Origin of the sequence: Paraburkholderia domus (assembly GCF_905220705.1) — a bacterium.
GTDB classification, from domain to species: Bacteria; Pseudomonadota; Gammaproteobacteria; order Burkholderiales; family Burkholderiaceae; genus Paraburkholderia; species Paraburkholderia domus.
Genome location: NZ_CAJNAT010000025.1, coordinates 41,546 through 66,201 on the forward strand (window position 1 = coordinate 41,546; position 24,656 = coordinate 66,201).

The 24,656-nt window shown below is 60.9% G+C and carries 25 protein-coding genes; 7 read left to right on the top strand and 18 right to left on the bottom strand.

Going from position 1 to position 24,656, the window contains the following annotated elements; translation table 11 throughout:
- The 10 genes from KHO31_RS29915 to KHO31_RS29960 form a co-directional block, all read right to left on the bottom strand.
- A complete protein-coding gene (locus tag KHO31_RS29915; RefSeq protein ID WP_201085323.1) occupies positions 1–417 on the bottom strand; it encodes a universal stress protein in 417 nt (138 codons plus the stop codon).
- Between the two features lie 121 nt (positions 418–538).
- Entirely contained in the window at positions 539–865 is a 327-nt protein-coding gene (locus tag KHO31_RS29920) for a hypothetical protein (RefSeq protein WP_201073560.1), read from the bottom strand.
- Positions 866–892: 27 nt separating this feature from the next.
- Entirely contained in the window at positions 893–1,108 is a 216-nt protein-coding gene (locus KHO31_RS29925) for a hypothetical protein (RefSeq protein WP_201073562.1), read from the bottom strand.
- Between the two features lie 117 nt (positions 1,109–1,225).
- On the bottom strand, positions 1,226–1,924 hold the full coding sequence (locus KHO31_RS29930) for a response regulator (protein WP_201073564.1): 699 nt from the start codon (positions 1,922–1,924) through the stop codon (positions 1,226–1,228).
- Positions 1,925–2,041: 117 nt separating this feature from the next.
- Positions 2,042–2,623, bottom strand: coding sequence for a potassium-transporting ATPase subunit KdpC (gene kdpC, locus KHO31_RS29935; protein WP_201085322.1), 582 nt, complete (start codon positions 2,621–2,623; stop codon positions 2,042–2,044).
- A gap of 18 nt (positions 2,624–2,641) precedes the next feature.
- On the bottom strand, positions 2,642–4,705 hold the full coding sequence (gene kdpB / locus KHO31_RS29940; protein WP_201085353.1) for a potassium-transporting ATPase subunit KdpB: 2,064 nt from the start codon (positions 4,703–4,705) through the stop codon (positions 2,642–2,644).
- Positions 4,706–4,790: 85 nt separating this feature from the next.
- A complete protein-coding gene (kdpA, locus tag KHO31_RS29945; protein WP_201085321.1) occupies positions 4,791–6,599 on the bottom strand; it encodes a potassium-transporting ATPase subunit KdpA in 1,809 nt (602 codons plus the stop codon).
- Positions 6,596–6,691, bottom strand: a complete 96-nt coding sequence (kdpF, locus tag KHO31_RS29950; protein ID WP_028193906.1) for a K(+)-transporting ATPase subunit F — start codon at positions 6,689–6,691, stop codon at positions 6,596–6,598. The genes kdpA and kdpF overlap by 4 nt, the downstream gene beginning before the upstream one ends.
- Complete coding sequence (locus tag KHO31_RS29955; RefSeq protein WP_201073569.1) at positions 6,688–6,807, bottom strand: potassium ABC transporter ATPase; 120 nt, start codon at positions 6,805–6,807, stop codon at positions 6,688–6,690. Before KHO31_RS29955 ends, kdpF begins: the two co-directional genes overlap by 4 nt.
- Positions 6,808–6,982: 175 nt before the next feature.
- Positions 6,983–7,942, bottom strand: a complete 960-nt coding sequence (locus KHO31_RS29960; protein WP_201073571.1) for an O-fucosyltransferase family protein — start codon at positions 7,940–7,942, stop codon at positions 6,983–6,985.
- A gap of 303 nt (positions 7,943–8,245) precedes the next feature.
- Here KHO31_RS29960 and KHO31_RS29965 point away from each other — a divergent pair, with 303 nt between their 5' ends.
- The 4 genes from KHO31_RS29965 to KHO31_RS29980 all read left to right on the top strand — a co-directional run bounded on the left by KHO31_RS29965 (position 8,246) and on the right by KHO31_RS29980 (position 10,722).
- Positions 8,246–8,443, top strand: a complete 198-nt coding sequence (locus KHO31_RS29965) for a heavy-metal-associated domain-containing protein (RefSeq protein WP_201085320.1) — start codon at positions 8,246–8,248, stop codon at positions 8,441–8,443.
- Between the two features lie 84 nt (positions 8,444–8,527).
- A complete protein-coding gene (gene copM, locus KHO31_RS29970; protein ID WP_201085319.1) occupies positions 8,528–8,926 on the top strand; it encodes a CopM family metallochaperone in 399 nt (132 codons plus the stop codon).
- A 110-nt stretch (positions 8,927–9,036) separates the two neighbouring features.
- Positions 9,037–10,056 (top strand): MerR family transcriptional regulator, encoded by a 1,020-nt coding sequence (locus KHO31_RS29975; RefSeq protein WP_201073578.1) that lies wholly within the window; start codon positions 9,037–9,039, stop codon positions 10,054–10,056.
- 222 nt (positions 10,057–10,278) lie between these two features.
- Positions 10,279–10,722: a cupin domain-containing protein gene (locus tag KHO31_RS29980; RefSeq protein ID WP_201085318.1), complete on the top strand. Its 444-nt coding sequence runs from the start codon at positions 10,279–10,281 to the stop codon at positions 10,720–10,722.
- A gap of 25 nt (positions 10,723–10,747) precedes the next feature.
- Here the strand turns inward: KHO31_RS29980 and KHO31_RS29985 are convergent, their stop codons facing one another.
- Entirely contained in the window at positions 10,748–12,577 is a 1,830-nt protein-coding gene (locus tag KHO31_RS29985; protein ID WP_201085317.1) for an ABC transporter transmembrane domain-containing protein, read from the bottom strand.
- A 233-nt stretch (positions 12,578–12,810) separates the two neighbouring features.
- Between KHO31_RS29985 and KHO31_RS29990 the strand changes: the two genes are divergently transcribed.
- Positions 12,811–13,002, top strand: coding sequence for a hypothetical protein (locus tag KHO31_RS29990; protein ID WP_115777973.1), 192 nt, complete (start codon positions 12,811–12,813; stop codon positions 13,000–13,002).
- 102 nt (positions 13,003–13,104) lie between these two features.
- Here KHO31_RS29990 and KHO31_RS29995 read toward each other — a convergent pair whose 3' ends face one another.
- The 7 genes from KHO31_RS29995 to KHO31_RS30025 form a co-directional block, all read right to left on the bottom strand.
- The gene (locus tag KHO31_RS29995; RefSeq protein WP_201139045.1) at positions 13,105–14,874 is read right to left on the bottom strand and encodes a tannase/feruloyl esterase family alpha/beta hydrolase; all 1,770 of its coding nucleotides are present in this window, start codon (positions 14,872–14,874) and stop codon (positions 13,105–13,107) included.
- 308 nt (positions 14,875–15,182) lie between these two features.
- Positions 15,183–15,890 carry a substrate-binding domain-containing protein gene (locus tag KHO31_RS30000; RefSeq protein ID WP_201085311.1) on the bottom strand — a complete coding sequence of 236 codons (708 nt, stop codon included), beginning with the start codon at positions 15,888–15,890 and terminating at the stop codon, positions 15,183–15,185.
- Between the two features lie 13 nt (positions 15,891–15,903).
- Complete coding sequence (ligK, locus tag KHO31_RS30005) at positions 15,904–16,587, bottom strand: 4-carboxy-4-hydroxy-2-oxoadipate aldolase/oxaloacetate decarboxylase (RefSeq protein ID WP_201139046.1); 684 nt, start codon at positions 16,585–16,587, stop codon at positions 15,904–15,906.
- A gap of 2 nt (positions 16,588–16,589) precedes the next feature.
- The gene (locus KHO31_RS30010; RefSeq protein WP_201073586.1) at positions 16,590–17,615 is read right to left on the bottom strand and encodes an amidohydrolase family protein; all 1,026 of its coding nucleotides are present in this window, start codon (positions 17,613–17,615) and stop codon (positions 16,590–16,592) included.
- A gap of 63 nt (positions 17,616–17,678) precedes the next feature.
- Positions 17,679–19,028: an MFS transporter gene (locus KHO31_RS30015; RefSeq protein ID WP_201073587.1), complete on the bottom strand. Its 1,350-nt coding sequence runs from the start codon at positions 19,026–19,028 to the stop codon at positions 17,679–17,681.
- 74 nt (positions 19,029–19,102) lie between these two features.
- Positions 19,103–20,200, bottom strand: a complete 1,098-nt coding sequence (locus tag KHO31_RS30020; protein ID WP_236071531.1) for a porin — start codon at positions 20,198–20,200, stop codon at positions 19,103–19,105.
- A 653-nt stretch (positions 20,201–20,853) separates the two neighbouring features.
- The gene (locus KHO31_RS30025) at positions 20,854–22,212 is read right to left on the bottom strand and encodes a DUF1214 domain-containing protein (protein WP_211624811.1); all 1,359 of its coding nucleotides are present in this window, start codon (positions 22,210–22,212) and stop codon (positions 20,854–20,856) included.
- 494 nt (positions 22,213–22,706) lie between these two features.
- On the opposite strand from KHO31_RS30025, the gene KHO31_RS30030 reads away from it, so the two are divergent.
- A complete protein-coding gene (locus KHO31_RS30030; protein WP_201073590.1) occupies positions 22,707–23,474 on the top strand; it encodes a class II aldolase/adducin family protein in 768 nt (255 codons plus the stop codon).
- A gap of 120 nt (positions 23,475–23,594) precedes the next feature.
- Positions 23,595–24,638, top strand: a complete 1,044-nt coding sequence (locus tag KHO31_RS30035) for a 2-dehydropantoate 2-reductase (protein ID WP_201073591.1) — start codon at positions 23,595–23,597, stop codon at positions 24,636–24,638.
- The last annotated feature ends 18 nt before the right edge of the window (positions 24,639–24,656 follow it).

The window sequence follows — 24,656 nt, forward strand, 5'->3', positions numbered from 1 at the left end:
TCAGTGAACCATCGTCACGGGCGTAACCGTGCGCCTTGACAGCGAGGCTAGCATGGCGAGTCTGCGGAAAAAGCCCATATGGCTGGCATCGATCACCATGACGTCGGGCTGGGTGGTCGCCGCGTAGTCAGCGATCGCTTTCGTACGATGGCCGAATACCCGTTTCCAGTGGTACGGCACGCCGGCTTCTTCGAGAACGGTGCGGACTTCGATCAACGCCTTCAGCATGGCCTGTTTTTCCTGGCGCACCAATGCGCTTCGACTATGGAAGGCTGCCGCGCGCCCCTGATCGACGGGCTCGAGCACTTCCAGCAAGTCGACTTCGGTGATGCCGCGTTCCAGAAACATGAACGCCGCGTAGCGCGCGGCTTCTATCGCGCCGCCGTGGTCGAGAACAGGGATCAGCATTCGTATCATTGAGAACTCCGGGCGGTTACCTTGTACTTCAAGCTTAGCCAATGTGGCGTTAATGTCGCGTAAAAATCGACTGCATTGTTTGACAGCGCACGGATGAATTCCACGGCGGCGCAAAGCAGCGTCACGATGCCTGTATTGCAGCGGGATTCAGCTCGATATGCAAAATCACCAGCCACCGCTTCGGGCAATCCTCGGCAATCTGCAGACCCGGCGTCCTGTCGCCGCTCTTCTTCACGAAACCCTTCTCACGCGCGAACCCGAACGCACGCCGTGCATCGGATTGCAGCCACAGGGTCAGCAGCCCGCATGTCACGCAACTGAAAAGCCAGATCGTGTCATGCGGCACCGCTGCATCAAGTTGCTGCGCGACGTACGTAAAAATAGTCGTGAGAACCTGATTGGTGATGAAGGCGATGGCAACGACCTTGCACATCCCTCTAAACATCATGGCGGATCTTGATGGGGCCATGGAATCTCAAACCCCGAGCATGCGGCGCGCTTCGGCCTCGGCCAATGCCAGCGCTTCGCTTGAATCACGCATCGGCCGGCCGCAGCCACGTCCGGTAACCTGCTGGATCTGCCTGTCATGCCGGGTGGTCGTCACGCGCAGTGCGCCTTTGAACATGTTGCCCGGTGCGGGAAATACGCAAGCCTCGACGGTCACGTTTCCCTTCGTTTGTTTGAAAGCCATACACCCTCCAGCCAATCACAGATCTTTTTACGGCGGAACGCCAGCCTCAAACTCTACGGACGACGCCATAAAGGCCGGGAAACGATTACGGCCGACGATATAAAAATCCTGTGAAATTCACCGCACGCCGACCAGCCGGTAGCCCACGCCGGCTTCGGTGACGATGTGCTCAGGATGTGCCGGATCGCGTTCGAGCTTGTGGCGCAGATGCCCCATGTAGATTCGCAGATAGTGGTGGTTGCCGGTTTGCAAGGGGCCCCATACCTCGCCGAGCAGCTGCTCATGCGTCAAGACGCGCCCCGGATGGCGCACCAGCGCGGAGAGAAGACGATATTCGGTGGGGCTGAGATGAACGATCCGGCTGCCGCGCTCGACCCTGCGCTCGCCGAGATCGATCGTGACAAGGCCGAATTGAACCCGAGGCACGCCGACCCTGTCGCCGTTGGCCTGCCTGCGCAAATGCGCACGGATCCGCGCGCTAAGCTCGGGTAAGCCGAATGGTTTGGTGAGGTAATCGTCGGCACCTGCATCGAGCGCGGCAACCTTGTCTTCCTCACGGCTTCGCGCCGACAGCACGATCACCGGCATCGCGGACCAGCCACGCAACTCGCGGATCACCTCGATACCGTCCATGTCGGGCAAACTCAGGTCGACGATGGCGAGATCCGCCAGCCGCGTCGCAGCCTGCGCAAGGCCCTGTGCGCCAGTCTGCGCTTCGAAGACACTCATGCCGGCCGCTTCAAGGCTTGTACGAACGAAGCGGCGGATGGCTTTGTCAGCGTCGATCACAACGACTTTTACGGTGGGATCGCTCATGAATGTGCCACGTCGGCAGCACCCCGTTGAGGTAGCGGCCAACGTCCGGGCGGGGTCTCCATAGATTATCGGACCAGCAGCGCGCGTCATGCGCGCGCCGGCAAAGCAACAACGGGTTCAATGCATCGGCTTGAGATCGTCCAGAGCCAGGTTGAGCTTCAGCACATTCACGCGTGCCTCGCCGAAGATGCCGAACTGCCGCCCCGACGTATTACGCGCGACAAGATCGGTCACCTGATCGATCGGCAGGCCGCGAGCCTTCGCCACACGCGCTGCCTGATAGGCGGCAGCCGCCGGACTGATCTCGGGGTCGAGGCCGCTGCCTGACGACGTCACCAGATCCACCGGCACCGGTTGCGACATGTCGTTACCCGCCGCTTTCAACGCGTCGAGACGGCCTTTGATTTCGTCGGCAAGCGCGGGATTGGTCGGGCCGAGGTTCGAACCACCCGAGTTCTGCGCGTTATAGGGCTGCGGCGTGGTGGCCGACAGGCGCCCCCAGAAATAGTACGGCGCATCGAACTGCTGGCCGATCAGCGCGGAGCCGGCCACCTTACCGTTCCGCTCGAGCAGACTGCCGTTCGCTTGTGCCGCGAAAGCGGCATGACCGATTCCGGTCACGACGATCGGATAGATCACCCCGGTGATCACGGTCATCAGGATAAACAGGACAAGTAGTGGTCGAAGCAGCGTTTTCATGATGTTCACTCTATTGGGTCAGACCCAGCCGAACACGTTCAGCACCATATCGATCAGCTTGATGAACGGGAACGGCAGCAGAATGCCGCCCAGCCCGTAGACCAGCAGATTGCGGCGCAACAGCGAAGCCGCGCCCAGCGGCCGGTACTTCACGCCCTTGAGCGCAAGCGGGATCAGCGCGACGATAATCAGCGCATTGAAAATCACCGCCGACAGAATCGCCGACGATGGCGAGCTCAAATGCATCACGTCGAGCACACGCAGTTGCGGATAGGTGGTCGCGAACGCCGCCGGGATGATCGCGAAGTACTTGGCGACGTCGTTGGCAATCGAGAACGTGGTGAGCGAGCCGCGCGTCATCAGCATCTGCTTGCCGATCTCGACGATCTCGATCAGCTTGGTCGGATTCGAATCGAGGTCGACCATGTTGCCGGCTTCTTTCGCCGCCTGCGTGCCGGTATTCATTGCCACCGCCACGTCCGCTTGCGCAAGCGCCGGGGCGTCGTTGGTGCCGTCGCCGGTCATCGCCACAAGCCGCCCTTCGGACTGATGCGTGCGGATCGTGGCGAGCTTCGCCTCAGGCGTCACCTCGGCGAGGAAATCGTCCACGCCTGCTTCTGCTGCAATTGCCGCTGCCGTCAGCCGGTTATCGCCCGTCACCATGATGGTCTTGATGCCCATCTTGCGCAGTTCTGCGAAGCGCTCCTTGATGCCACCCTTGACGATATCCTTCAACTCGATCACGCCCAGGCAGCGTGCACCGCTCTCGCCGCGAGCCTGCTGCGCGACGACCAGCGGTGTGCTGCCGCGCCGGGCGATTTCCGTCACCGCAGCCGTCAGCTCCGCGGGGAAACGGCCGCCGTGTGCCTCGACATAGTGTTTGATCGCATCGGATGCGCCCTTGCGAATCTCACGGTCGGGCAGATCGACACCACTCATGCGCGACTGTGCGCTAAAGGCCAGGAAGGTTGCCTGCAACGCGTGCATGTCGCGTTCGCGGATATTGAAGCGCTGCTTCGCGAGCACGACGATGCTGCGACCTTCCGGTGTTTCGTCCGCCAGTGAAGACAACTGCGCGGCATCGGCAAGCTGTTCCTCCGTGACGCCCGGTGCCGGCGTAAAAGCCGAAGCCTGGCGGTTACCGAGCGTGATCGTGCCGGTCTTGTCGAGCAGCAGCACGTCGACGTCACCGGCCGCTTCCACGGCGCGGCCCGAGGTGGCGATCACGTTCGCCTGCATCATCCGGCTCATACCGGCCACGCCAATCGCCGACAACAGCCCGCCGATGGTCGTCGGAATCAGGCACACCAGCAGCGCGACGAGCGCCGTAATCGTGACCACGTGCCCTGCTTTCGCGGCTTCGACCGAGAACATCGAGAACGGTAGCAGTGTCGCGGTAGCGAACAGCAGCACGAGCGTCAACGCGACCAGCAGGATCGTCAAGGCGATTTCATTCGGCGTCTTCTGACGCTTCGCGCCTTCCACCATCGCGATCATCCGGTCGAGAAAGGCCTCGCCAGGATTCACGCTGACCCGCACGACGATCCAGTCCGACAGCACGCGCGTACCGCCCGTCACCGACGAAAAATCGCCGCCCGATTCGCGGATCACCGGCGCGGATTCTCCCGTGATCGCCGACTCGTCGACCGAGGCGACGCCTTCGATCACCTCGCCGTCCGCCGGGATCACGTCGCCGGTTTCGACCAGTACGACGTCGCCACGGCGCAGATCAGTCGCGGTCGTCATGAGGATCGGCGACTTGGGATGCGCCTCCTGAAGCTTCTTCGCCATCACGTTGTGCTTCGCGCTGCGCAGCGAAGCCGCTTGCGCCTTCGAGCGACCCTCGGCCAGCGCCTCCGCGAAGTTGGCGAACAGCACGGTAAACCACAGCCAGAGCGCGATCGCGAGAATGAAACCGGCGGGCGCCTCGGCCTGCCCCCCCAGCGCCGCGATCCATAGAATGGTCGTCAGAATGCTGCCGACGTACACGCAGAACATCACCGGGTTACGCAGCTGATGGCGTGGCGTGAGCTTCCTGAACGAATCGACGAGCGCCGGCCGCGCAATCGCCGGGTCGAACATCGAGCGCGCGGCGTTGCGTGCCTGACCGATGTTGCCAGGCTGATGAACCGGCGGTTGGAGTCCGTTAGTCATGCTGTCCTCTCAGTCAATGTCCCGCGACCATGATCAGATGTTCAACGACGGGGCCGAGCGCCAGCGCCGGCACGTAAGTCAGTGCGCCGACCAGCACCACCGTGCCGAGCAACAGCACGACGAACAGCGGGCCATGCGTCGGCAGCGTGCCGGCGGTAGCGGAGATGCGTTTTTTTGCTGCCAGCGATCCGGCGATCGCCAGCACCGGCACAATCGAGCCGAAGCGGCCGAACCACATGACGACGGCCAGCGTCCCGTTGTAGAACGGCGTATTGACCGAGAGGCCCGCGAACGCGCTACCGTTATTATTGGCGGCCGAACTGTAGGCATAGAGGATCTCGGAGAATCCATGCGGACCGGGATTGGCGATACCCGCCACACCGGCTGCCGTCAGCACGGCGATCGAGGCACCGACCAGCACGAGCAGCGGTGTGAGCAGCACGGCTATCGACACCATCTTCATCTCGTACGACTCGATCTTCTTGCCGATGTATTCCGGCGTTCGCCCGATCATCAGGCCGGCCACGAATACCGCGAGCAACGCGAACACGAGCATGCCGTACAGACCCGAGCCAACCCCGCCGAAGATCACCTCGCCGAGTTCGATCAGCAGGAGCGGAACGAAGCCGCCCATAGGCGTCAGCGAATCGTGCGTGTTGACAACGGCGCCGCATGATGCCGCGGTGGTCGCCACAGTGAAGATGCCGGACTGCGCGATGCCAAAACGGGTTTCCTTGCCTTCCATGTTGCCGCCCGGTTGCGTGGCCGACGCGGTTTGATCCACATGCAGCGACGCAAACAGCGGATTACCGTTCTGCTCGGACGAAATCTCGCCCCAGCAGGCAACCGCGAAAGCGATCGTCATCGCCGCGAGCACCGCATAACCCTGGCGCTGGTCGCCCACCACCCGGCCGAACACCAGACACAACGCAGCCGGGATAACGAGCATCGCTATCATCTGCACGAAGTTGGAGAACGGCGTCGGGTTCTCGTACGGATGCGCGGAATTGGCGTTGAAAAAGCCGCCGCCGTTCGTACCGAGCATCTTGATCGCCTCCTGCGACGCGACCGGCCCCATGGCGAGGGTCTGCTTGTCGGCCTTGTTGTCCACCATCACAGGATTGCCCTTGGCGTCCTTGACGGGGTTGCCCTGGGCATCGGTCTTCGGAGTTTGATAGGTCGTCACCTGCAGCGTCGGCACGTCTTCGTACGACTTGAAGTTCTGAATCATGCCCTGACTGATGAAGACGAGCGCGATGACCGTCGCGAGCGGCATGAGGATATACAGCGTGATACGCGTCAGATCGACCCAGAAATTGCCGATCGTCGCCGTAGTATGGCGTGCGAAACCACGAATCAACACGACCACGACGGCAATGCCGGTGGCGGCCGAAAAGAAGTTTTGCACTGTCAGCGCGGCCATCTGCGTCAGATAGCTGACGGTCGATTCCGGCGTGTAGTCCTGCCAGTTCGTGTTGGTCACGAAGCTGATTGCCGTGTTGAAGGCGGCGTCGGGCGTCATCGGGCCGAAGCCCTGCGGGTTCGCGGGCAACCATTGCTGCAAACGCAGAAATCCATACACCGCGAGCACGCCGAGCGTGTTGAACACCAGCACGGCCAGCGCATAGTGCTTCCACGACATTTCGGCGCCGGGGTCGACCCCGGCGAGCTTGTAGAGCGCGGTTTCGATCGGCCGCCCTATCCGGCGCACGACGACCGAAGAACCGTCCACCACAGCCGTCATATAACGGCTGAGCGGTATGGCGAGCGCGATCAGCACGACGATGTACAAGCCGGGCTGAAACAGGTTATTGAAGTTCATTCGAGAGCCTCCGCGCGCAGCAAGGCGTACACGAGGTAAGCAAACAGAATCAGCGTCGAGGCCGCCGCGAGCCAGGTCATCCAGGTGGTCATGGACGGCCTCCGGGCGCGCGGCGAAGCTTGTCGCAGCCAATCACGAAGGCCGCGACGAGGCCGCTGAACGCAATGATTGCGATGAGGTAAAGCAGATCCATGGTCTGGTCTCCCACGAGGGACTCCTGCACCGTGAAATTTAGGAAAATCCGCGTAAACGCAGCGTTAATACTTTGCGGAGTTTCGTAAAAACGATGGACGTGATGCGGGAGGCCACCGGACTAACGCGGCGGCATGGTCTTGCCGGGAGACTTTCAGGTATTCGAACTGCCGTTTAAAAACGGCCGGGACTTATGCCGCTTTATCGTGCGCGGCCTGTTCGAGCCACAGCTGGCTATCGGGGAACCAGAAGGCGTCCGGACGCGGGGGCGATACGAGCCTCACCGGTAGGGAGGGATTGAATATCTTCGACCATGCCGACAGATAGGACGGCGTCTTCACAAGAAACCCGCAATTGGCTAGAAGCAGGCTGGAAACCAGCGCCTCGTGGCCGATTTCGAGTCCCGGATAGCCGCTGAAATGGACAGGCGTGCTGCCGCATGCGAGCAGTTTTGCCGGTGCCACCTTGACCGGTTTGCTGAATGGCCAGGCGATAAAAAAATCGATAAACGCCTGTTCGTCGCTCGAGATGAAAATACGGGTCAAGTGCGGGTTGTCTGCCAGCGTCGATTCCACCTGCTGGCAAAAGCTTCTCCATGAAACCGGCACGGCTTCCAGCGCCTTGTCGGTCCCTCTGAAATGCGCGCCAAGCGTCGACGTGCCAAGCCCGAGCTTCCGGCAGATCGACTCGACCTCTTCATATATATGCGTGGCCGGCCGATAGTACGCGAAGAAGAGTTCGCTTGCGCTGTCGAGTTGAAGCTTGGCTTCATAGCGCTGACGAAAGCCCAGTTGGACCAGATCGCGAACTGTCGACGTTCTTACCTTATGCGTGAGCGCGGCTCCCGGTGCGGTATGCACAGACTCGAAGCAAGCCGAGAACCAGTCCAGTTTTCCTTCGGCGTCGCCATACAGCCCACCGCGAGCGCTAATGCATGGGGTGAGGCATTTCTCGTCGCAATACATCAGTATAAACAGGACCATCTGCATCACGGAGAAAAACCCGGAGTTCTCCTGAATCTCGATGGAAAACACGCCCTTGTTCAAACGCTGCTTGGCATGAAGCGAAATCCGGCGCGGCATGGCCACGGAATGCTTGAATCCCTCGCTGCGTCGGATCTGTTTCGCCCGATCGACCACCCTTCTCAACATGCCCGACTCCTAATTAATTAGGTATTCTTTGAAATGGCACGCACCTGTTTTCCGCGAAGGAAGGAACGGCCCAGCATAACATCTCAAAAGGTTTGGCCAAGTAAGTTTGGCTTGTCTTCGTGAGCTATCGCACAAAAGACCGGTAAGGCTTTCCTCGGATGGATGCGTGGATACCCGACGTTCAGCGCATTGATGAATCCCATTGCTACGGTTGGCGGCAGCATGAACATCGGCGTAAACGCTTGACCTTCCCACCGTGGGAACGTCCACGCTTGAGTTCTGATTTCTCATCGAAGGTAAGAAATGGAACTCGAAATCCTGGATATGTCATGCGGCGGCTGCGCCAACGCCATTACTCGTGCAGTGACTGGCCTCGACCCCGCGGCGCGGGTCGATGTCGACGTTCCCGTTAAAATCGTGACGGTCACCTCGACGCTTTCGCCCGCACGCGTCATTGAGGCCATCGAGGCGGCGGGCTTTCATCCTTCGCTCAAGGGCTAACCCGATCGCATCAGGCTGTGTCTGTCGATCGAGCGGGGCGCCCTGTTCGTCTGAAATAACTTTTTCCCCAACGGAAAACCTGATATGAAAAACCTTCGCGCATTCCGTGCCCTTTGCCTTTTCAGCGGCATTACGTTTGCTCTCGCGGCTGCACCCGTCTACGCCCAGCAGGGTGCGTCGATGCCCGGCATGAACATGTCCGGTTCAGCCGACGCCGGGGCGAGCGCATCGACGAAAGCGTTCAAGGCCGTCGACGAGAAAATGATGCAAGACATGGAATCGCCGCCCTACACGGGCGATGCCGACAAGGACTTCGTGGCCCACATGATTCCGCATCATCAAGGCGCGGTCGAAATGGCGCAGGTGCAATTGAAATACGGTAAAGATCCCGAGTTGAAACGCTTGGCCCGAAACATCATCAAGGCGCAACACGATGAGATCGCGTTCATGCAGCGCTGGCAGGCGAAGCACGGTGTGAAGTGACCACGGGCAACCGCACCGCTTTGAGTCTTTGAGGTTTTAACGCCGCGCTTGACCCTCACGCAACGTAAGGTTCTAGTCTCCATGCAGGCATGAAGAAAGGAGCGATTTCGATGCTGCTGAAAGTAGGTGAACTAGCCAGGCGATCCGGCATTACGGTACGCACGCTTCATCACTATGACGCGATCGGATTGCTCACGCCTTCTGCCCGCTCCGATGCGGGCTACCGGCTCTACAACCGCGACGACATCGCCAGGCTGCATCAGATCCAGGCGATGCGGCAGCTGGATCTGTCGTTGGCCGACATCGGGGCCTTGCTGGCAAGACCGGACTCCACCCTCTCGACGGTCATCGAGCAGCAGATAGCAGCGCTGACTCGACGGATCGATCGTGCAACCGACCTGCGCGACAGGCTTCATCGTTTGCGTGGCCAGTTGTTGACGGGAGAAGAACCCGATCTTGCTGACTGGCTAACCACGTTGGAGTTGATGACCATGCAAGATAAATATCTTACGCAGGACGAACAGAGCCAGCTTCGGTCGAACAAGCTTGCCGGGGCGGCCGATTGGCCGGCACTGATTCAGGCGGTGCATGCACTGATGGATCGCGGCACGCCCGTCGAAAGTAAGGAAGCCCAGGCGTTGGCGAGCCGCTGGATGTCGCTGGTGGCTGATTACACCGGTGGCGATCCGCGCCTGCTTTCGAAGCTCGACACCATGCACCGCAACGAACCGGCGTTGCAGGTGAAGAGCGGCATCACGACTGAGATGCTGGCCTACATGACACGCGCCGTCAGGCATTCGAAGTTCGCGCTCTACGCGAAATATCTGTCGCCACAGGAACTGCAGCGCATGCGTGACGGGGACGAGCGCTACGTGTCTGAATGGCCGGGGCTCGTCGCGGAAGTCCGGCGCGCCATGGAGAACCGCCTGGCCGTTGATGACCCGGCGGTTCAAAAGCTCGCGCAGCGCTGGATGGATCTGTTCAACTCGTATGTCGGTACGAACCCGGAGACTCACCGGAAACTCCAGGCAGCCTACGAGAACGAGCCCGAAATACTGGCGGGCACGGGGATCGACCTGGAAATGCTCGCGTACCTCCGCGAGGCGCTGCAGGCGACGCAGCCGCAATGATGCGGTGCGGTTGATGATTCGCCGTGGGGGCTATGCGCACGAACTTCACATCGAAATATGCGCCACGGTTCTCATCATCCTCACGGATATCATCGACCGCTTAATGCCCACCACCCTTTTCTACTTGACGCTACACGCTCCCAGGAGGCGCATAATCCAGCTTGCATTGAGTTCCCTGCGGTCGCAGGACTGAAAAGAATTCTTCACCTGAAGGGGTTAAAAATGACTCTCAGCGGCGAGGCGACAGGCGAGCCCATAAAAGTTGGTCAGCTGAGCATTCGGTACCTGATCGATGGAACGGTGACAGGCGGGATGGGTGTTTTCGAATTGACCGTGCCCTCTAACTCACAGGTTCCGCCGCCACACAGCCACACCAGTAACGAAGAATGCGCATATGTCCTCGAGGGCATGCTTCGATACTCGGTGGATGGGGTAGTCCGAGACCTGACACCAGGCGAGTGGGTGTTCACCCCACGAGGATCTGTCCATCACTTTAGCAATCCGCACGCTGACACAGCCCGCGCGTTGATCGTCCTTACGCCGGACATTGGTGCTCAGTATTTTCGCGATGTCGGCGCAATCGTCAATGCAGGCGGCCCGCCCGACCGCGAGAAGATGATCGGCGTCATGACCAGTTATGGGCTCGTGCCAGCGCCACCGCAATGAAAGGTTTGCGGCCAGAATCGCTTCTTCACGCTGACCCAACAGGATCGCTCAAAGCGCCTCCTCGCACCGTCGGCGCCAACTGCTCGCCGAACTGCAAGGCGGCAAGCTGGGCATAGAGCGGCGAGCTCAGAAGAAGCTCGGCGTGACGGCCCTGCGCGACGATGCGTCCTTGTTCCAGCACGACAATGCGATCGGCCTGTTGCACCGTCGCGAGGCGGTGCGCAATGACCAGTGTCGTGCGGTTCTGCGCGGCATTGTCGAGCGCCTTTTGTACCAGCCGTTCGCTGGCGGCATCGAGCGCGCTGGTCGCTTCGTCCAGCAGCAGGATGGGCGGATTCTTCAGGATCGCGCGAGCGATCGCAATGCGCTGACGCTGTCCGCCCGACAGTCGCACGCCGCGCTCGCCGAGAAACGTATCGTAGCCCTGCGGCAGCTCTTCAATGAAGCCGGCCGCAGCGGCCATGTCGGCAGCCCGTTGGACCTCCGCCAGTGTGGCTTCCGGCGCGCCGTAGCGGATGTTGTCCAGCACGCTCCCTGAAAAGATCACCGATTCCTGCAGCACGACGCCGATTTCCTTGCGCAAATCGACGAGCGGCACGTCGCGCGTCGGGACGCCGTTGATCAGAATGCTGCCGGACTGCGGATCGTAAAAACGCAGCAGCAGTTGGAACAGCGTAGTCTTGCCCGCGCCGGATGGGCCGACCAATGCGACATGTTCACCCGGACGGACATCGAGCGAGAGTGAGGAAAGCGCAGCAATGCCTGGGCGCGATGGATACGAGAAACTGACGTTGTCGAAGCGGATGCCCTCCCCTCGCACAGGCAGCGCGACCGTGGTCCCGGCCTGCACCACCGGCGAGCGCGCCGCCAGCAGCTGCAGCAACCGTTCGGTGGCACCGGCAGCGCGCTGCAGATCGCCCCACACTTCGGCAACGGCTCCCACGGCCCCGGCCGTGAACACCGCGTAGAGGATGAACTGGGACAATTGGCCCGCCGTCATGCGCCCGGCCAGCACCGCTTGCGCTCCGAGCCACAACACGAACACGATCGCGGTGAACACCAGCACGATCACCACGGCGGTCAACCAGGCGCGCGCGCGAATGCGCGTGAGCGCTGTCTCAAAGGCCGCTTCCACCGCGCCGGCAAACCGCCGCGCCTCATACGGCTCCTGCGTATACGACTGCACGGTCGGCATGGCATTGAGCACCTCGCCCGCCAGCGCGCTCGTGTTCGCGATCTTGTCCTGGCTCGCGCGCGAGAGCCGCCGCACGCGCCGGCCGAAAATCACGATGGGCGCGACCACCACGACCAGCGTGGCGATGATGTAGCCGGATAGCACAGGGCTCGTCACCGCCAGCATCGTCACGCCGCCGGTCAGCAGGAAGAAGTTGCGCAATCCCAGCGACAGGCTGGTGCCCACCACCGTCTGGATCAAGGTGGTGTCGGCGGTGAGGCGTGACAGCACCTCGCCGGTCTGCGTGGTTTCGAAAAACTGCGGACTCATCCCTAGCACGTGGTCGTAGACCGCGCGCCGCAAGTCAGCCGTGACCCGCTCGCCCAGCCAGGACACGAGGTAGAAGCGCAGCGCCGTCGCGCCGGCCAGTACCAGCGAAACGACGAATAGCGCGAGGAAATAGCGATCGATGTGCGCCCGGTCGCCCCCCGCGAAGCCACGATCGATCAGGTATTTGAACGCGACCGGCAACACCAGGGTGGCGCCCGCGGACGTGACCAGTGCGAGGAACGCGAGCGCCCAGCGGCCGGCATAGGGACGCAGAAAGGGAAACAGGGCGAACAGTGGGCCAACACGTGACGAAGGCGACGTGGGTGGTGAAAGCGGGACAGCGTCTGGCATGAAGATTCCCAAGCGAATCGGAGGTCATCCAGATTGTGCCAGTCCTGCGGATTCGAGGGCGGCTCACGTAAAAGCGTGGTGTCGATCCATGCATGCTTCTGTGTCGCCACGCACCGTCGTGAAGGACCGCCGTCTATCCAGAACACGCTGTGTGGAAGACTGCTTCCGCATGCTTGCCGCAACTGTCCATCTGTATCAAGATCGAGTCGACTCATCCGGACGAGGCCATTCCCATGACAGACGACTCCGACCCCGACAAAGTGAAAGGTCCCGGTGGCTTGACGCTGCGCCAGATCCACGAACAGGTGCAAAAGAGCGTCGAGCGCGATCGCGAAGAGCAGGCATCGCGCAACGCTATCGCTCCGCAGCGGAGCAGGTGGCAACGTTGGGTGCGTTACGTGTGGGGCCGTAGCGGGCGTCGCTAGGCGGCGAGCTTACCCCTGCTTTCTCCAGACTCACGGCGATTGCGCGTGAGAGGCAGGCCGGCCCCGAAGAGCCGGCCACTCAGCCCGTTAGCAGCAATCCGCTTACGGGGCCGCGACACCCTGCGTCTTCGCCGTGTACGGCGAGTAGAAGCTAATGCCGGCCCAGGTGGGCGTCGGTGCGTTATACAGCGGTGCGCCCTGGGTATAGTTGGCGCCGTCGTGCCAGTCGCCGGTACCGGTGTACTGCGGCACTGCCGGATACGGGTACACCGGGCGCGAGGCGGTCACGGCATTCGCCGAATTGGTCTGATACGTCATGACGGCATTCGGCGCGCTGCCCTGCTCGACCCAGCCCGTGATCTGCGTCACCAGGTCGATATTGGGGAAGCCCTCGCCGCCGCCGCAGTGGCCAACGCCCGGCACGAGGTACAACCGCGCGAATGCGTCCACGTTCGACGCGCCCATCGTGTTTTGCATGGCCTCGTAGTAGTTGATCGTGAAGAGCGGCGAGATGTGCTGGTCGGCCCAGCCGTGCCACAGGATCAGCTTGCCGCCCGCTTTCTGGAAAGCGGACAGGTCGGGGCTGGTCGCATCCATGAGCGGGTGGTTAGCCTGCAGGAAGTTCGGATAGAAGCTCGCGTCCCGATAGCCGAAGGTGTCGATGTTCGGCATGCTCGGTGAACCCGTGAAGATCAGGTTGTAAGCACCGGTCACGATCGAGTAGCTGAACAGACCGGTCACAGGCACGGGCGCGGCCGTCGAGTTCGTGGTCGGCACTTCGACGCCGATCCAGTTGATTTCCGAACCCAGTTGCGGCGAACCGCCCAGCATGCGTTCACCGGTAGTGGCATCCGTCGGGCCACCGTAGATCTTGCTGGCGGTGGCGACTTCGGCCGCGGTCAGGCAACTGCTGGTGTTCGTCGCGCCGTTCGGGCACTGGATCGATGCCGCGTCGAAATTGCACATGCGCGGATCGGTCAGCAGGCCGTCAGGCACGCCGGGCTGACCGCCGCAGGCAGCAACGACCGCCTTGTGCAGCACGGCAACCTTGTCGGCATAGAGCACGGCATTGCCCGTGCTCGTGCCGGTGGTGCTGTTCGATTCCACGCTCCAGCCGTGATACAGCGAGTTCTGGATCTGGAAGTGTGCGGCTGGGGCGCCGGCGACGATGCCGTTGTAGTCGGCCGGGTAGCGCTGCGCAGCCATCAGGGCTTCGCGGCCACCGTCAGAGCAACCCACAAAGTACGAATACTTCTGCGCCTGCCCGTAATAGGCCTGAATCAGCTTCTTCGCCGCGAGCGTCGTGATGTGCTGGCCGCGGTAGGCGAAGTCAGCCTGCTTTTGCGTATCCGTGGTCCAACTGGAATCCTGGCCGGAATGGCCCATGTCGGTGGCAGCCGTCACGAAGCCGCCCTTCTGCACCAGCGGGCAGGTATAGCTGAAACTAAAGGAGCTTTGCTGCGTTGGATCGCTCAGGTTGCCGCACAGGCCGCCGCAGCCCAGTTCCGCGAAACGTTGCGTATAGGTACTGACAGGCAGGGCCACCTCGAAGGTATTCGAGGGTGCAAGCGCGCCCTTCACCGTGCAAAAGCTGACGGCGGCGCCATTGATGGTGGCACTAGTGACGGTAGCCGACGTAATCGAACTGCCCGCACCGCCGATGTCGGTGATGTCCAGCGAAGCCAGCTTGGAACAATCGACGACCGGTGCAACGACGGATAGCGCGGTTGGGGTCGCGTCGGCGGAACCGACGCTGCCGCTACCGCAAGCGGCGACAATGGCCGCCGTCACGCAGACGGCGAACACTGCCAGCAGCGAGCCTGCGCGTGCACGTGTGCGCGCGAGCAACCCGAGGGGATGCCGAGTTTTCATTCTTGCCTCCTTAACTTATCTCTTCTGTCGGATATCAAAACCGTCGCTGTACGCCGTTAGCACACGACGCTTCCGCGATGACGGTTCAGTTGATTAACATTCGTTATTTATATGATGGCTTTATGCCTCCTTTTTTGGCATGCTCCGGCTCTCAAAGCGCGTCCTTCGATGCTCGACATCAACGTCATCTCATGGCACGACGCGTACATGCTTTCAATAGATTTTTTCGTTACATTAGTAATTCTAATTATTCACACAATAAACCATGGCAACACACCTTACTGCAATGCCTCGTGCCTTGGCTTACCTCACGCCGGCTCCATCCCGTGCGCAAGCTTGACCGAATCCGTCTGGGGCGAGGCCAGGAATGAGATCAGTGCCTGTGCGTCGCCAGCGTGCCTGGACTCCGTGCAGACCGCAGCCGAGAAAACAGTCACGGCCTGGATATCAGCCGGTAGTGACCCAATGACATCGATGCCCGGCAAGTGGATCAACTCGCTCAATTGCTGGAACCCTAGCTCGACATCCCCGCTCGCAATCAGCGAGCCCACTGGAACGCCGGGCGGAGCCTGCACAATGCGCGGCGTGATCGACTCGACGATGCCCCAGCGCTCGAACAGGCGCGACAGATGCGAACCGCTGGGCCCCGTGGAGTAGCCAATGCTGCGCGCGGCCAGAACCGCGTCGCGAACCGCCGCTTCACTACCGATCCCGGGTTGCGTAGCCCCGGCTGCCACGGCAACCGCCACGCCCGAGCGGGCCAGGTCTGCACGACTGCCCGGAACGATCCGGCCGGCTATCGCCAGCCGATCGATCGCATCCGCCGCCAGCACGACCATATCGAACGGCTCGCCGTCCTGAACGCGCCGGGCCGCCTCGACCCCGCCGACCGATTCGATCGACACCAGGCGCTGCGAATGCCGCGCGTATTGTTTGACCAGGTCGGCCAGCACATTGCGGGTCGCCATCGAGGAGATACCGCTAATTGCCTGGCTCATGGTTTGATCGATGACCATGTCGACTGCCCTTTCAGTCGATATAGCGCAGGCCGGCCTGTCGCAAAGGCTCGCGCATGTTGTACATATCCAGGCCGAGCACGCCGGAGGCAAGCTTGGCGCGCTTGCTGGCTTCGTTGGCTTCGCGTGCAAGCGCCCTTTCAAGAACCTCCGGCGCCGACGCTGCCGGCACCACGACCACGCCATCGTCGTCGGCGACGACGACATCGCCGGGATTCACCAGCGCACCCGCGCATATCACCGGTATGTTCACGGAACCGAGCGTCGCCTTGATCGTGCCTTTGGCCGAGATCGCCTTGCTCCATACCGGGAACTTCATGTCGGCCAGCACGCGCACGTCGCGCACGCCACCATCGATGACAAGCCCTCGCGCTCCGCGAGCCTGAAAGCTCGTCGCCAACAGGTCGCCGAAGTAGCCGTCGGTGCAGTCCGTCGTGACCCCGGCGATGACGATATCGCCGGACTGGATCTGCTCCGCCGCGACATGCAGCATCCAGTTGTCGCCCGGCTGCAGCAGGACCGTGACCGCCGTGCCGCAAGCCTGTGCGCCGACGTGGATCGGGCGCATGTAGGGTTTCATCAACCCGGTACGTCCCATTGCCTCGTGCACCGTGGCAGTCCCGAGAACACCGAGCTTCGCTGCAACGTCACCGTCTGCCCGCTGAATGTTGCGATACACGACTCCGGGTTCAACCATGATCAATGCCCCTTCATTTTCAGTGCTGCGTCGAGCCGCGGGTAGACACGTCGCGCGTTACCTTCGTAGATCTTGTACCGTTCATCTGCATCAATGTGCGCGGCTTCGATGTAGCGCTTCGTGTCGTCGAAATAGTTGCCCGTCTCCGGATCGATGCCGCGTACAGCCCCGATCATCTCGCTCGCAAACAGAATGTTGTCCACGGGAATCACACGCGTGAGCAGGTCGATGCCCGGCTGGTGATAGACGCAGGTATCGAAGAAGACGTTGTTGAGCAGATGTTCCGTCAGTAGCGGCTTCTTCAGCTCCTGGGCGAGCCCGCGAAAGCGGCCCCAGTGGTAAGGCACCGCGCCGCCGCCATGCGGAATCACAAAGCGCAGGGTCGGGAAATCGCGGAACAGGTCCGACGTCAGGCACTGCATGAAAGCAGTCGTGTCAGCATTCAGATAATGTGCGCCGGTGGTGTGAAAGCACGCGTTGCAGCTCGTACTCACATGGATCATCGCGGGAATGTCGTACTCGACCATCTTCTCGTAGATCGGGTACCAGTATCGATCCGACAGGGGCGGGCTGGTCCAGTGGCCGCCGGACGGATCCGGATTGAGATTGATCGCCACGTTGCCGTACTGCTCCACACACTTGACGAGTTCGGCGACACACGTAGCCGTGTCGACACCAGGGCTTTGCGGCAACATCGCTGCCGGAATGAAATGATCGGGAAAGAGCTGCCTCACGCGATAGCACAACTCGTTGCAGATGGCCGCCCACGTGCTGGAGACCTGCAAGTCTCCAATGTGATGAGCCATGAAGCTCGCGCGCGGGCTGAAAATCGTGAGATCCAGGCCGCGCTCGCGCATGAGCCGCAGTTGATTGCTTTCAATCGACTCGCGCAACTCGTCGTCGCCGATCTGCAATTCAGTGATTTTGGGCATCTGCGACGGATCTTTGATGCCCGCAATCTGGCGGTTTCGCCACGTCTCCAGCGCCTTTGGCGCGGTGGTGTAGTGGCCGTGAATGTCGATGATCATCTCTGCTCCAAACAGCTGATTCAATTGCCGGCGCGATGCCACACGTGCCGCGCGCCGTTTTTCCTAGTGCGCGGTGTTCGGCTGCACGGTAAGCTCGCCCGCCCTCGCCCGCTGGGCCACCAGGATGGCGAGGGCTGCCAACGCTGCGGGCACCGCCAGCATGGCGAGGATGGCGCCAAACTGCCATCCGAGCCCGAGTAGCGCGCCACCTATCGCGGAGCCAAAGATGCTGCCGAACCGGCCCATGCCGAGCATCCAGCTGACTCCGGTTGCGCGCGCAACGGTCGGGTAACGGCCCGGTGCAAACGCATTCAATCCCGTTTGGGCACCACTCATGCAGAAACCGGCGGCAAACACCAGCAACGCCAGCGAGGAAGACAACGCACCAATCCATGCCAGCGCCAGCACACACAACCCGCCGCCCAGGTAGGCCGTGCTGATTACCGGTGCCGGGCGGACTTTGTCCATCACCCAGCCGACGAGAATCGCGCCAATGGTTCCACCGATCTGGAACATGGCTGTCACATTGGCGGCCGAGGAGACTGTCAGCCCTGCGTCCCGCATCAGTGTGGGCAGCCAGCCGGTCAGCAGATAGATCACGAGCAAGCCCATGAAATAGGTGACCCAAAGTGCCGCGGTCATGAAGCCATAGCCTTGCGAGAAGAGCACGCCAATGGGTTTGCGCGTCGGCAGCGGCGGTTCGTTGGAGACGAAGACCTCGTCGCCGGAAAAACGCGCGCCGCATACCCGGCCGAGGACAGCGCCGATACGCGCAGACGGTGCGCCGCGCACCGCCAGCAGACGGGCCGACTCAGGCAGCAGCCACATTTGCAACGGGATCAGGACCAACGGCAACGCGCCACCGAAGATCAACACTGAACGCCAGCCGTGCAGCGGAATCAGCCAGCCGGCAGCAAAGCCGATCAAGGCCGAACCCAGGTTGAAACCGGTGAACATGATGGTGATCATCAGTGCGCGCTTGCGCTGAGGCGCGTATTCCGACAGCAAGGTCGTCGAGTTAGGCATCGCAGCGCCCAGCCCAATACCCGTTAGCAGTCGCAGTACGGCCATGGCCACCGGCGAGTGAGTAAAGGCCGTCGCGATGGTGAACATGCCGAACAGAAAGACCGAGGCGATCAACACCCACTTGCGGCCGATGCGATCCGAAGCAGGCCCCGCCGTCAGCGCACCGATGACGAGACCGAGCGGCGCTGCACTCATCACAAGGCCGAACGCGGGCCGCGAAATCCCCCAGTCGTGAATGATCGCGGGCGCGATGAAGCCCATGATCGCCACGTCCATCCCATCGGCAGTCACCACGAGAAAACACAGCGCCACCAGTAGCCACTGGTAAGGCGAGATGGCTCGCTCGTCGATAAATGCCTTGATATCAATTGTCTTTCCGCTTGTCATTGAATTTCTCCTGTCTCCTTGCCGCGCGTCTGGCGTCAGGCGACGATCGTGTGCAGGTCTACAACCGCGTGTATTTAGAAGCGGGTGTGGATGCCCACTCGGGCAATCGCCTGGGTCGTGCTGCTGGACGCACCGTCCGAACTGTTCAAGCCGTTGATCTGTGCTTGAGCGCCAGAATTGGCGCGCTGATATAGGCCAAGTACGTAGACGCTCGTTCGCTTGGATAACGCGTAGTCGACGTTGGCCCCGATCTGATGGGCGTGGTTGTTGTCGACCGTCGTGTTGCCTTTCATGTACATGTAGGACGCACCGGCGCTGAGTGCCGGCGTGAAGTAGTAATGCGCGCCTACGGAGCCTTCGTACACCGACGCACCGTTTGCGGAGTTATGAACCGTTGTGAAAAGCGCATTCGTGATCCAGGAGCCGAAACGATAGTGCGCGCCGACGCCCCAGTTGCGCACGCTGACTTGCGGCGAGCCAGCCGTGTAGTACTTGATATTCGTGTACGCAGCATTGGCGCCGAACGTTCCGGCGACGTAGTTGAGCGCGAAGCTCTGGGCATTCCCAGCCCCGACAGATCCGGCTACGCCCCCAAACCCATACATTGCCCCCGCACTGAAGCCCCCGAAAACAGGCGACAGATATTTCACGGAATTTGCAATGCGCTCACCCGCCATGCGATCCCAGTCAAAAGCGCCGGTGGGATTCTGCGGCAGAGCCAGCTTCTGGAACGGACCCGCGCGGAAATCATAGAAATGCCCCGAGATTTCAGCCGGGTCGTCGCCGGCGAAGTAGAGCGAATCCGTCATGAAGTCGTATTGGTTACCGAGGGTGATCTTCCCAGCCCGGTCGTTGACCAATCCAACGAGGGAGGTTCGGCTGAAAAGGCTCGAGTTCGGCATGAACTGTCCGTTGTCCACCTGAAATTGATCGACCAGTTCAAAAATAGCCTTGGTGCCGCCGCCAAGATCTTCAACGCCTTTGAAACCCCATAGATTCGGTCCGTTGACCCCATCGTCCATCTTGACGTTGTGGTTGCCAGCCTGATTGCTCACGTAGGTGATACCCGTGTCAATCAAACCAAACAGCGTCATGCTGCTCTGGGCATGAGCGCCCGTAGCCGCGAGCGTGGCGCTCAACAAGGCCAGCGAGATTCTTTTGCTCTTCTTCACACAGTCTCCTTACAGTTTAGTTAGTTTTACTAATTTCATTATCTGTTGACTATTTCGAACCCGGCGGCGGATCTGGAAACTCATTTCTACGCGATGAAGCAGGCTCGCACGTATTCCGTAGCTTCAGGCGTGAAGCCGGCCGCGTCGAAGCCTGGTTGCGCCCAGGCGCACCCGATCTCTGCTCAGCTGCGACGTGAAACAGTTACGCCAGGTCAATATAGTCGGCCTGCCCCGCTTTCGAAATAGGTCCATCCGGACAGAACAAGGCAAAAAGAGAACGCTGAACGGCGTTTTTCCATGCGAGGGTTTTCACGGATCCGACCTTCCAGCCGTGACATGACACGAAACCTTGGAAGCTATAAGCCGTTGATAATTATTGTTATTTTATTAAATCCAGAGGGAGGACCTGGCAGATCAACGAGGCGTGTCGGCGATACGGTCATGTCCCGGAGAGGGGACAGGCCGTTCGGATCCGATAAATAAAACAGATGGCGTGCTGTAGCACTTGGCAACCAGGCGAGCGGCAGCCAACGCCCGGGGGTTGTATTCGGCCCGGGGGGCTCATCGAGAACGGTCAATGGAGAGTAGACGTTCAGCCTGTGCGAACTGTGCCCGAACAGGCTGAACGTCGATTACGCTTACTGCCAGATGGTTTACTGCACGGCCGTGATCGGCGCCGGGAACCATTCACCTTGCTGGATTTCCTGCTTCGGCACATACGCGCGGAAATTCAGCGAGAACCCCTTGCCCTCAGGCGTGGGCAGCCAATTGCTTTGCGGCACGTTCTTCGGCCGTACGGGCGCCAGCCAGATACTCGTGCTGCCGTCCGCGTTGGCCTTCAGATGAGACACGTTGTTCAGGTTATAGCGGTGTATCGCGTTGGGCACCACGCGGTAGTCCGGCACGCTGTACAGCGTGACTGACCAGAATCCATCCACGTGTGCGTCCGGCTTTTCGCCTTTGGCAAACCGGATCTCATAGGTCTTGCTGCCGTCAAGCGGTTGTTTGTCGCTGTCGGTCAGACCTACAAAATAGATTGCCTCGCTAATGGCGTTTGCCCACAGACCGCCGTAGTTGACGATGTCACGCGCCACGACATCATTGCCGAACTTACCCGCCACGTAAGTGACGGACCACCCGCCCTTCTGTGTGCCAAAGCCTTTCGCACCGGCGAGAAAGCCAGGAATCGCCTTGGTCCTGATCACATCGTCGACCCGCTTGCGGGCACTGTCATTGCCCTTCATGTAGTTGGCCACGTTGATTGCCGCCGCCTGATACTCCGACGCCTTCGGCATGGCGTCCGGATAGGTAGCCAGCACTTCGCTTACGTGATCGAAAATCTCAGCACGAATTGGCGCCGACGGTGTAAAGGCCGGTACGGCCAAGGGTGGATCGATCGCGATGTCAGGAGAAGCTTGCACCGTGAACTGGTGTTGCAACCGCACTGCGGTTTTCGGGGATCCCTTCAGTTCCACGCGTGCCAGCATCTTCGCTTTGGCAGAAGGCAACTCGATCTTGACGGCATCAGCCGGCACCGGCGGATTGGTGCCCTTGATCACCAACGCGAACTTTCCATACGGGTGGTCAGGGTAGGTTCGCTCGTTGATATTGGTGATGACTTCGCCCCATCCGTCGAGCAACTCAGCCGTGTAGTAACGACCCTTGACTCGCGGCACGTTCAGGATGACGGCATGATCCTTGTCTGCGGCGAGCCATGCCTCGAGGTAGGCGACGTCGAGGTTCGGATTCACAAACTGGGCCGATCCCAGCGGATTGTATTTGATCTTGTTGTAGCCGACCTTCTCTACATTGATGTCGTAATTCTCCTGCTGCAATACCAGATAGCGCCCATACAGGTAGTCCCACGCGGAGACGATCTGGTCATCCGTGGGGACTGCCGCGTTCGCGGAAGCACTGTTTCCCGGCGACGTACCAGACGAACTGCAGCCAGCGACGCCCAAGCCGATCAAACCAGCAGCGATTAAGGAAGAAATCCATTTCGACGCTTTCATGGTGTTTTCCATCTAATTGGTCTCATAGTAATGGTGCGGGGAGAGCTTACATTGAACGTCTAATCGTTGGAAGAGTAATAGCGCCGCTTCAGAAAATGCCATGCAACGGTATGCAGCTTGATTATTTTAAAGATTGATATAAACGGACATTTCATTTTAGGTTGATATACACCTTGCCGATTCCTTCAATGTCCGTTTTGAAGCGTGAAGAGCGAATGGCCGTTGTTCGCAGGTCGACAGGCAAACCTCGAAACCACCGCGTCGTTTCGAGTTGTGACCGGCAGCGGTGCAGAATGGATTGCATTGGCGTGTCGACCTGTCGGGTATCCGACAGATTTTAGGCAGGTTCACGAACATCATGTGGACTCACCTCAGACGACGCAATGCCTTTGGCCCGTGATCCACCTGCTGCGTCGCAGGGACCGCATGCGCGGTTCGCAAGGCGTTGTCTCGGGTTATTCCATCGCTTGAATCATCCAGAAAGGAGTGTCGAAGTGGCCTCATCTCATGTCAGTCTGAAGAACGACGTATCGCCTGCGGAATGGGAAGCGCGAGTCAATCTCGCGGCCACGTATCGTCTCACGGCGCTGTTCGGCTGGGACGATCTGGTGTTTACCCACATCTCGGCGCGCGTGCCCGGCCCGGAACACCATTTCCTGATCAACCCGTACGGCATGATGTTCGACGAGATTACCGCCTCGTCGCTGGTCAAGATCGATCTCGATGGCCGCAAGGTTTCCGAATCGCCGTACGACGTCAATCCGGCCGGTTTCACGATCCATAGCGCCGTGCATGCGGCACGAGAAGACGCCCATTGCGTGATGCACACTCACTCGGTCAACGGTGCTGCCGTGTCGGCGCAGGAGGCGGGGCTGCTGCCGCTCTCCCAGCAGTCACTCGGCGTGCTGGCTTCGCTCGGCTACCATGACTACGAGGGCATCGCACTCAACGAGGACGAGAAGCCCCGTCTCGTTCAGGACCTCGGCAGCAACACGTACCTGATGCTGCGCAACCACGGTCTGCTGACTGTCGGCGCTGCGCCGGCCGACGCCTTCGTCGCCATGTACTTCTTTGAAGCGGCCTGCATGATTCAGGTGCGTGCCCAGGCAGGCGGCGGAAAGCTTATCCCCATTGCCCAGCCGATTCTCGACGGCATCAAGGACCAGATCCGGATGGCGACAAGGGGCGTCTCGCCAGGGGCGCTGGTGTGGCCTGGGCTGTTGCGCCGGCTGGACCGCCGCAACCCCGGATATGCTGACTAGCGCGGTCCGTTCGCACGATGCACGATGACATGTGTTGAGCGAACGGTGCAGGCGTCATGGGCCGCGGTTGCCGATTCAGTGCATCGCGGATGGAATTGGGCAGGTCACTTGAGAAGCGGTATGGCAAAAATCTGTATCTACGGCGCGGGTTCTATTGGTTGCTATGTCGGCGGCCGGCTTCTTGCCGGGGGCAGCGATGTCAGTTTTATCGGACGCGCGCGCATCGCGGACCAGTTGCGCGGTCAAGGCATCACGCTGTCGCGGCACGACGATAGCCGCTGGCATGTGCCGCCGGAGCGGACCGACGTGTCGACGGATGCAGCCACCGCCGCCGCCGCCGATCTCGTGCTCGTCACCGTCAAGTCTGCCGCGACACCCACGGCCGCGGCAGAACTGGCGAACGTGCTTCGCCCCGGCACGATCGTCGTGAGCTTCCAGAACGGCATTGGCAATGCGGACGTACTACGCGCCGCGCTCCCGCAGAACACGGTGCTGGAGGGGATGGTGCCGTTCAATGTGGTCGAACGCGGCCCTGGCGCATTTCATCAAGGTTCAGCGGGCGAGTTGGAGATCAAGCATACGCCGGCCATGCAGCCGTTCGTCGACGAGTTCAGGAAAGCGGGTCTGCCGCTGACCCAGCACGTCGATATGTTGCCGGTGCAGTGGGCAAAGCTGCTGCTCAATCTCAACAATGCAATCAATGCGCTAGCGAACCGGCCTTTGAAGGAGGAACTCTCGCAACGCGCCTACCGCATCTGCCTCGCTATGGCGCAGAAGGAAGCGCTCGCGCTTCTGAAGCAGGCCGACATACGACCCGTCAAAGTGACGCCGCTTCCGACCACATGGATACCGCGTGTTCTCAGCGTGCCCGATGCGGTGTTCGAGCGACTCGGCCGCGCGATGCTGACGATCGACCCGCTCGCGCGCTCGTCGATGTCCGACGACCTCGCGGCGGGGCGCACCACGGAAGTCGACTGGATCAACGGCGAAGTCGTGCGCCTCGCCCAACGCCTCGGGCGAACGGCACCGGTGAACGAACGGCTATGCGAGCTCGTGCGCGAAGCCGAGCGAAGCGATGTGCGACCGTCATGGTCGGGCGACGCGCTGCTGGCTCAGATTCGGGCTGCAGCGGGCGCTTCTTCGGCGCGGCACGACAGGCGCTGAACGTCGGCGCAGCGGCGC

Coding starts and splice junctions, on each gene's coding strand:
- kdpB (WP_201085353.1), bottom strand. CDS start 4,705: ATGTTCGACCCGGCGATTGCGCGGCCGGCGCTCGTCGATTCGTTCAGG.
- KHO31_RS29915 (WP_201085323.1), bottom strand. CDS start 417: ATGATACGAATGCTGATCCCTGTTCTCGACCACGGCGGCGCGATAGAA.
- KHO31_RS29965 (WP_201085320.1), top strand. CDS start 8,246: ATGGAACTCGAAATCCTGGATATGTCATGCGGCGGCTGCGCCAACGCC.
- kdpC (WP_201085322.1), bottom strand. CDS start 2,623: ATGAAAACGCTGCTTCGACCACTACTTGTCCTGTTTATCCTGATGACC.
- KHO31_RS29990 (WP_115777973.1), top strand. CDS start 12,811: ATGACAGACGACTCCGACCCCGACAAAGTGAAAGGTCCCGGTGGCTTG.
- KHO31_RS30035 (WP_201073591.1), top strand. CDS start 23,595: ATGGCAAAAATCTGTATCTACGGCGCGGGTTCTATTGGTTGCTATGTC.
- KHO31_RS30015 (WP_201073587.1), bottom strand. CDS start 19,028: ATGACAAGCGGAAAGACAATTGATATCAAGGCATTTATCGACGAGCGA.
- kdpF (WP_028193906.1), bottom strand. CDS start 6,691: ATGACCACCTGGATGACCTGGCTCGCGGCGGCCTCGACGCTGATTCTG.
- KHO31_RS29980 (WP_201085318.1), top strand. CDS start 10,279: ATGACTCTCAGCGGCGAGGCGACAGGCGAGCCCATAAAAGTTGGTCAG.
- KHO31_RS30000 (WP_201085311.1), bottom strand. CDS start 15,890: ATGGTCATCGATCAAACCATGAGCCAGGCAATTAGCGGTATCTCCTCG.
- KHO31_RS30025 (WP_211624811.1), bottom strand. CDS start 22,212: ATGAAAGCGTCGAAATGGATTTCTTCCTTAATCGCTGCTGGTTTGATC.
- KHO31_RS30010 (WP_201073586.1), bottom strand. CDS start 17,615: ATGATCATCGACATTCACGGCCACTACACCACCGCGCCAAAGGCGCTG.
- KHO31_RS29985 (WP_201085317.1), bottom strand. CDS start 12,577: ATGCCAGACGCTGTCCCGCTTTCACCACCCACGTCGCCTTCGTCACGT.
- KHO31_RS29920 (WP_201073560.1), bottom strand. CDS start 865: ATGATGTTTAGAGGGATGTGCAAGGTCGTTGCCATCGCCTTCATCACC.
- KHO31_RS29975 (WP_201073578.1), top strand. CDS start 9,037: ATGCTGCTGAAAGTAGGTGAACTAGCCAGGCGATCCGGCATTACGGTA.
- KHO31_RS29960 (WP_201073571.1), bottom strand. CDS start 7,942: ATGTTGAGAAGGGTGGTCGATCGGGCGAAACAGATCCGACGCAGCGAG.
- KHO31_RS29930 (WP_201073564.1), bottom strand. CDS start 1,924: ATGAGCGATCCCACCGTAAAAGTCGTTGTGATCGACGCTGACAAAGCC.
- ligK (WP_201139046.1), bottom strand. CDS start 16,587: ATGGTTGAACCCGGAGTCGTGTATCGCAACATTCAGCGGGCAGACGGT.
- kdpA (WP_201085321.1), bottom strand. CDS start 6,599: ATGAACTTCAATAACCTGTTTCAGCCCGGCTTGTACATCGTCGTGCTG.
- KHO31_RS29925 (WP_201073562.1), bottom strand. CDS start 1,108: ATGGCTTTCAAACAAACGAAGGGAAACGTGACCGTCGAGGCTTGCGTA.
- copM (WP_201085319.1), top strand. CDS start 8,528: ATGAAAAACCTTCGCGCATTCCGTGCCCTTTGCCTTTTCAGCGGCATT.
- KHO31_RS29995 (WP_201139045.1), bottom strand. CDS start 14,874: ATGAAAACTCGGCATCCCCTCGGGTTGCTCGCGCGCACACGTGCACGC.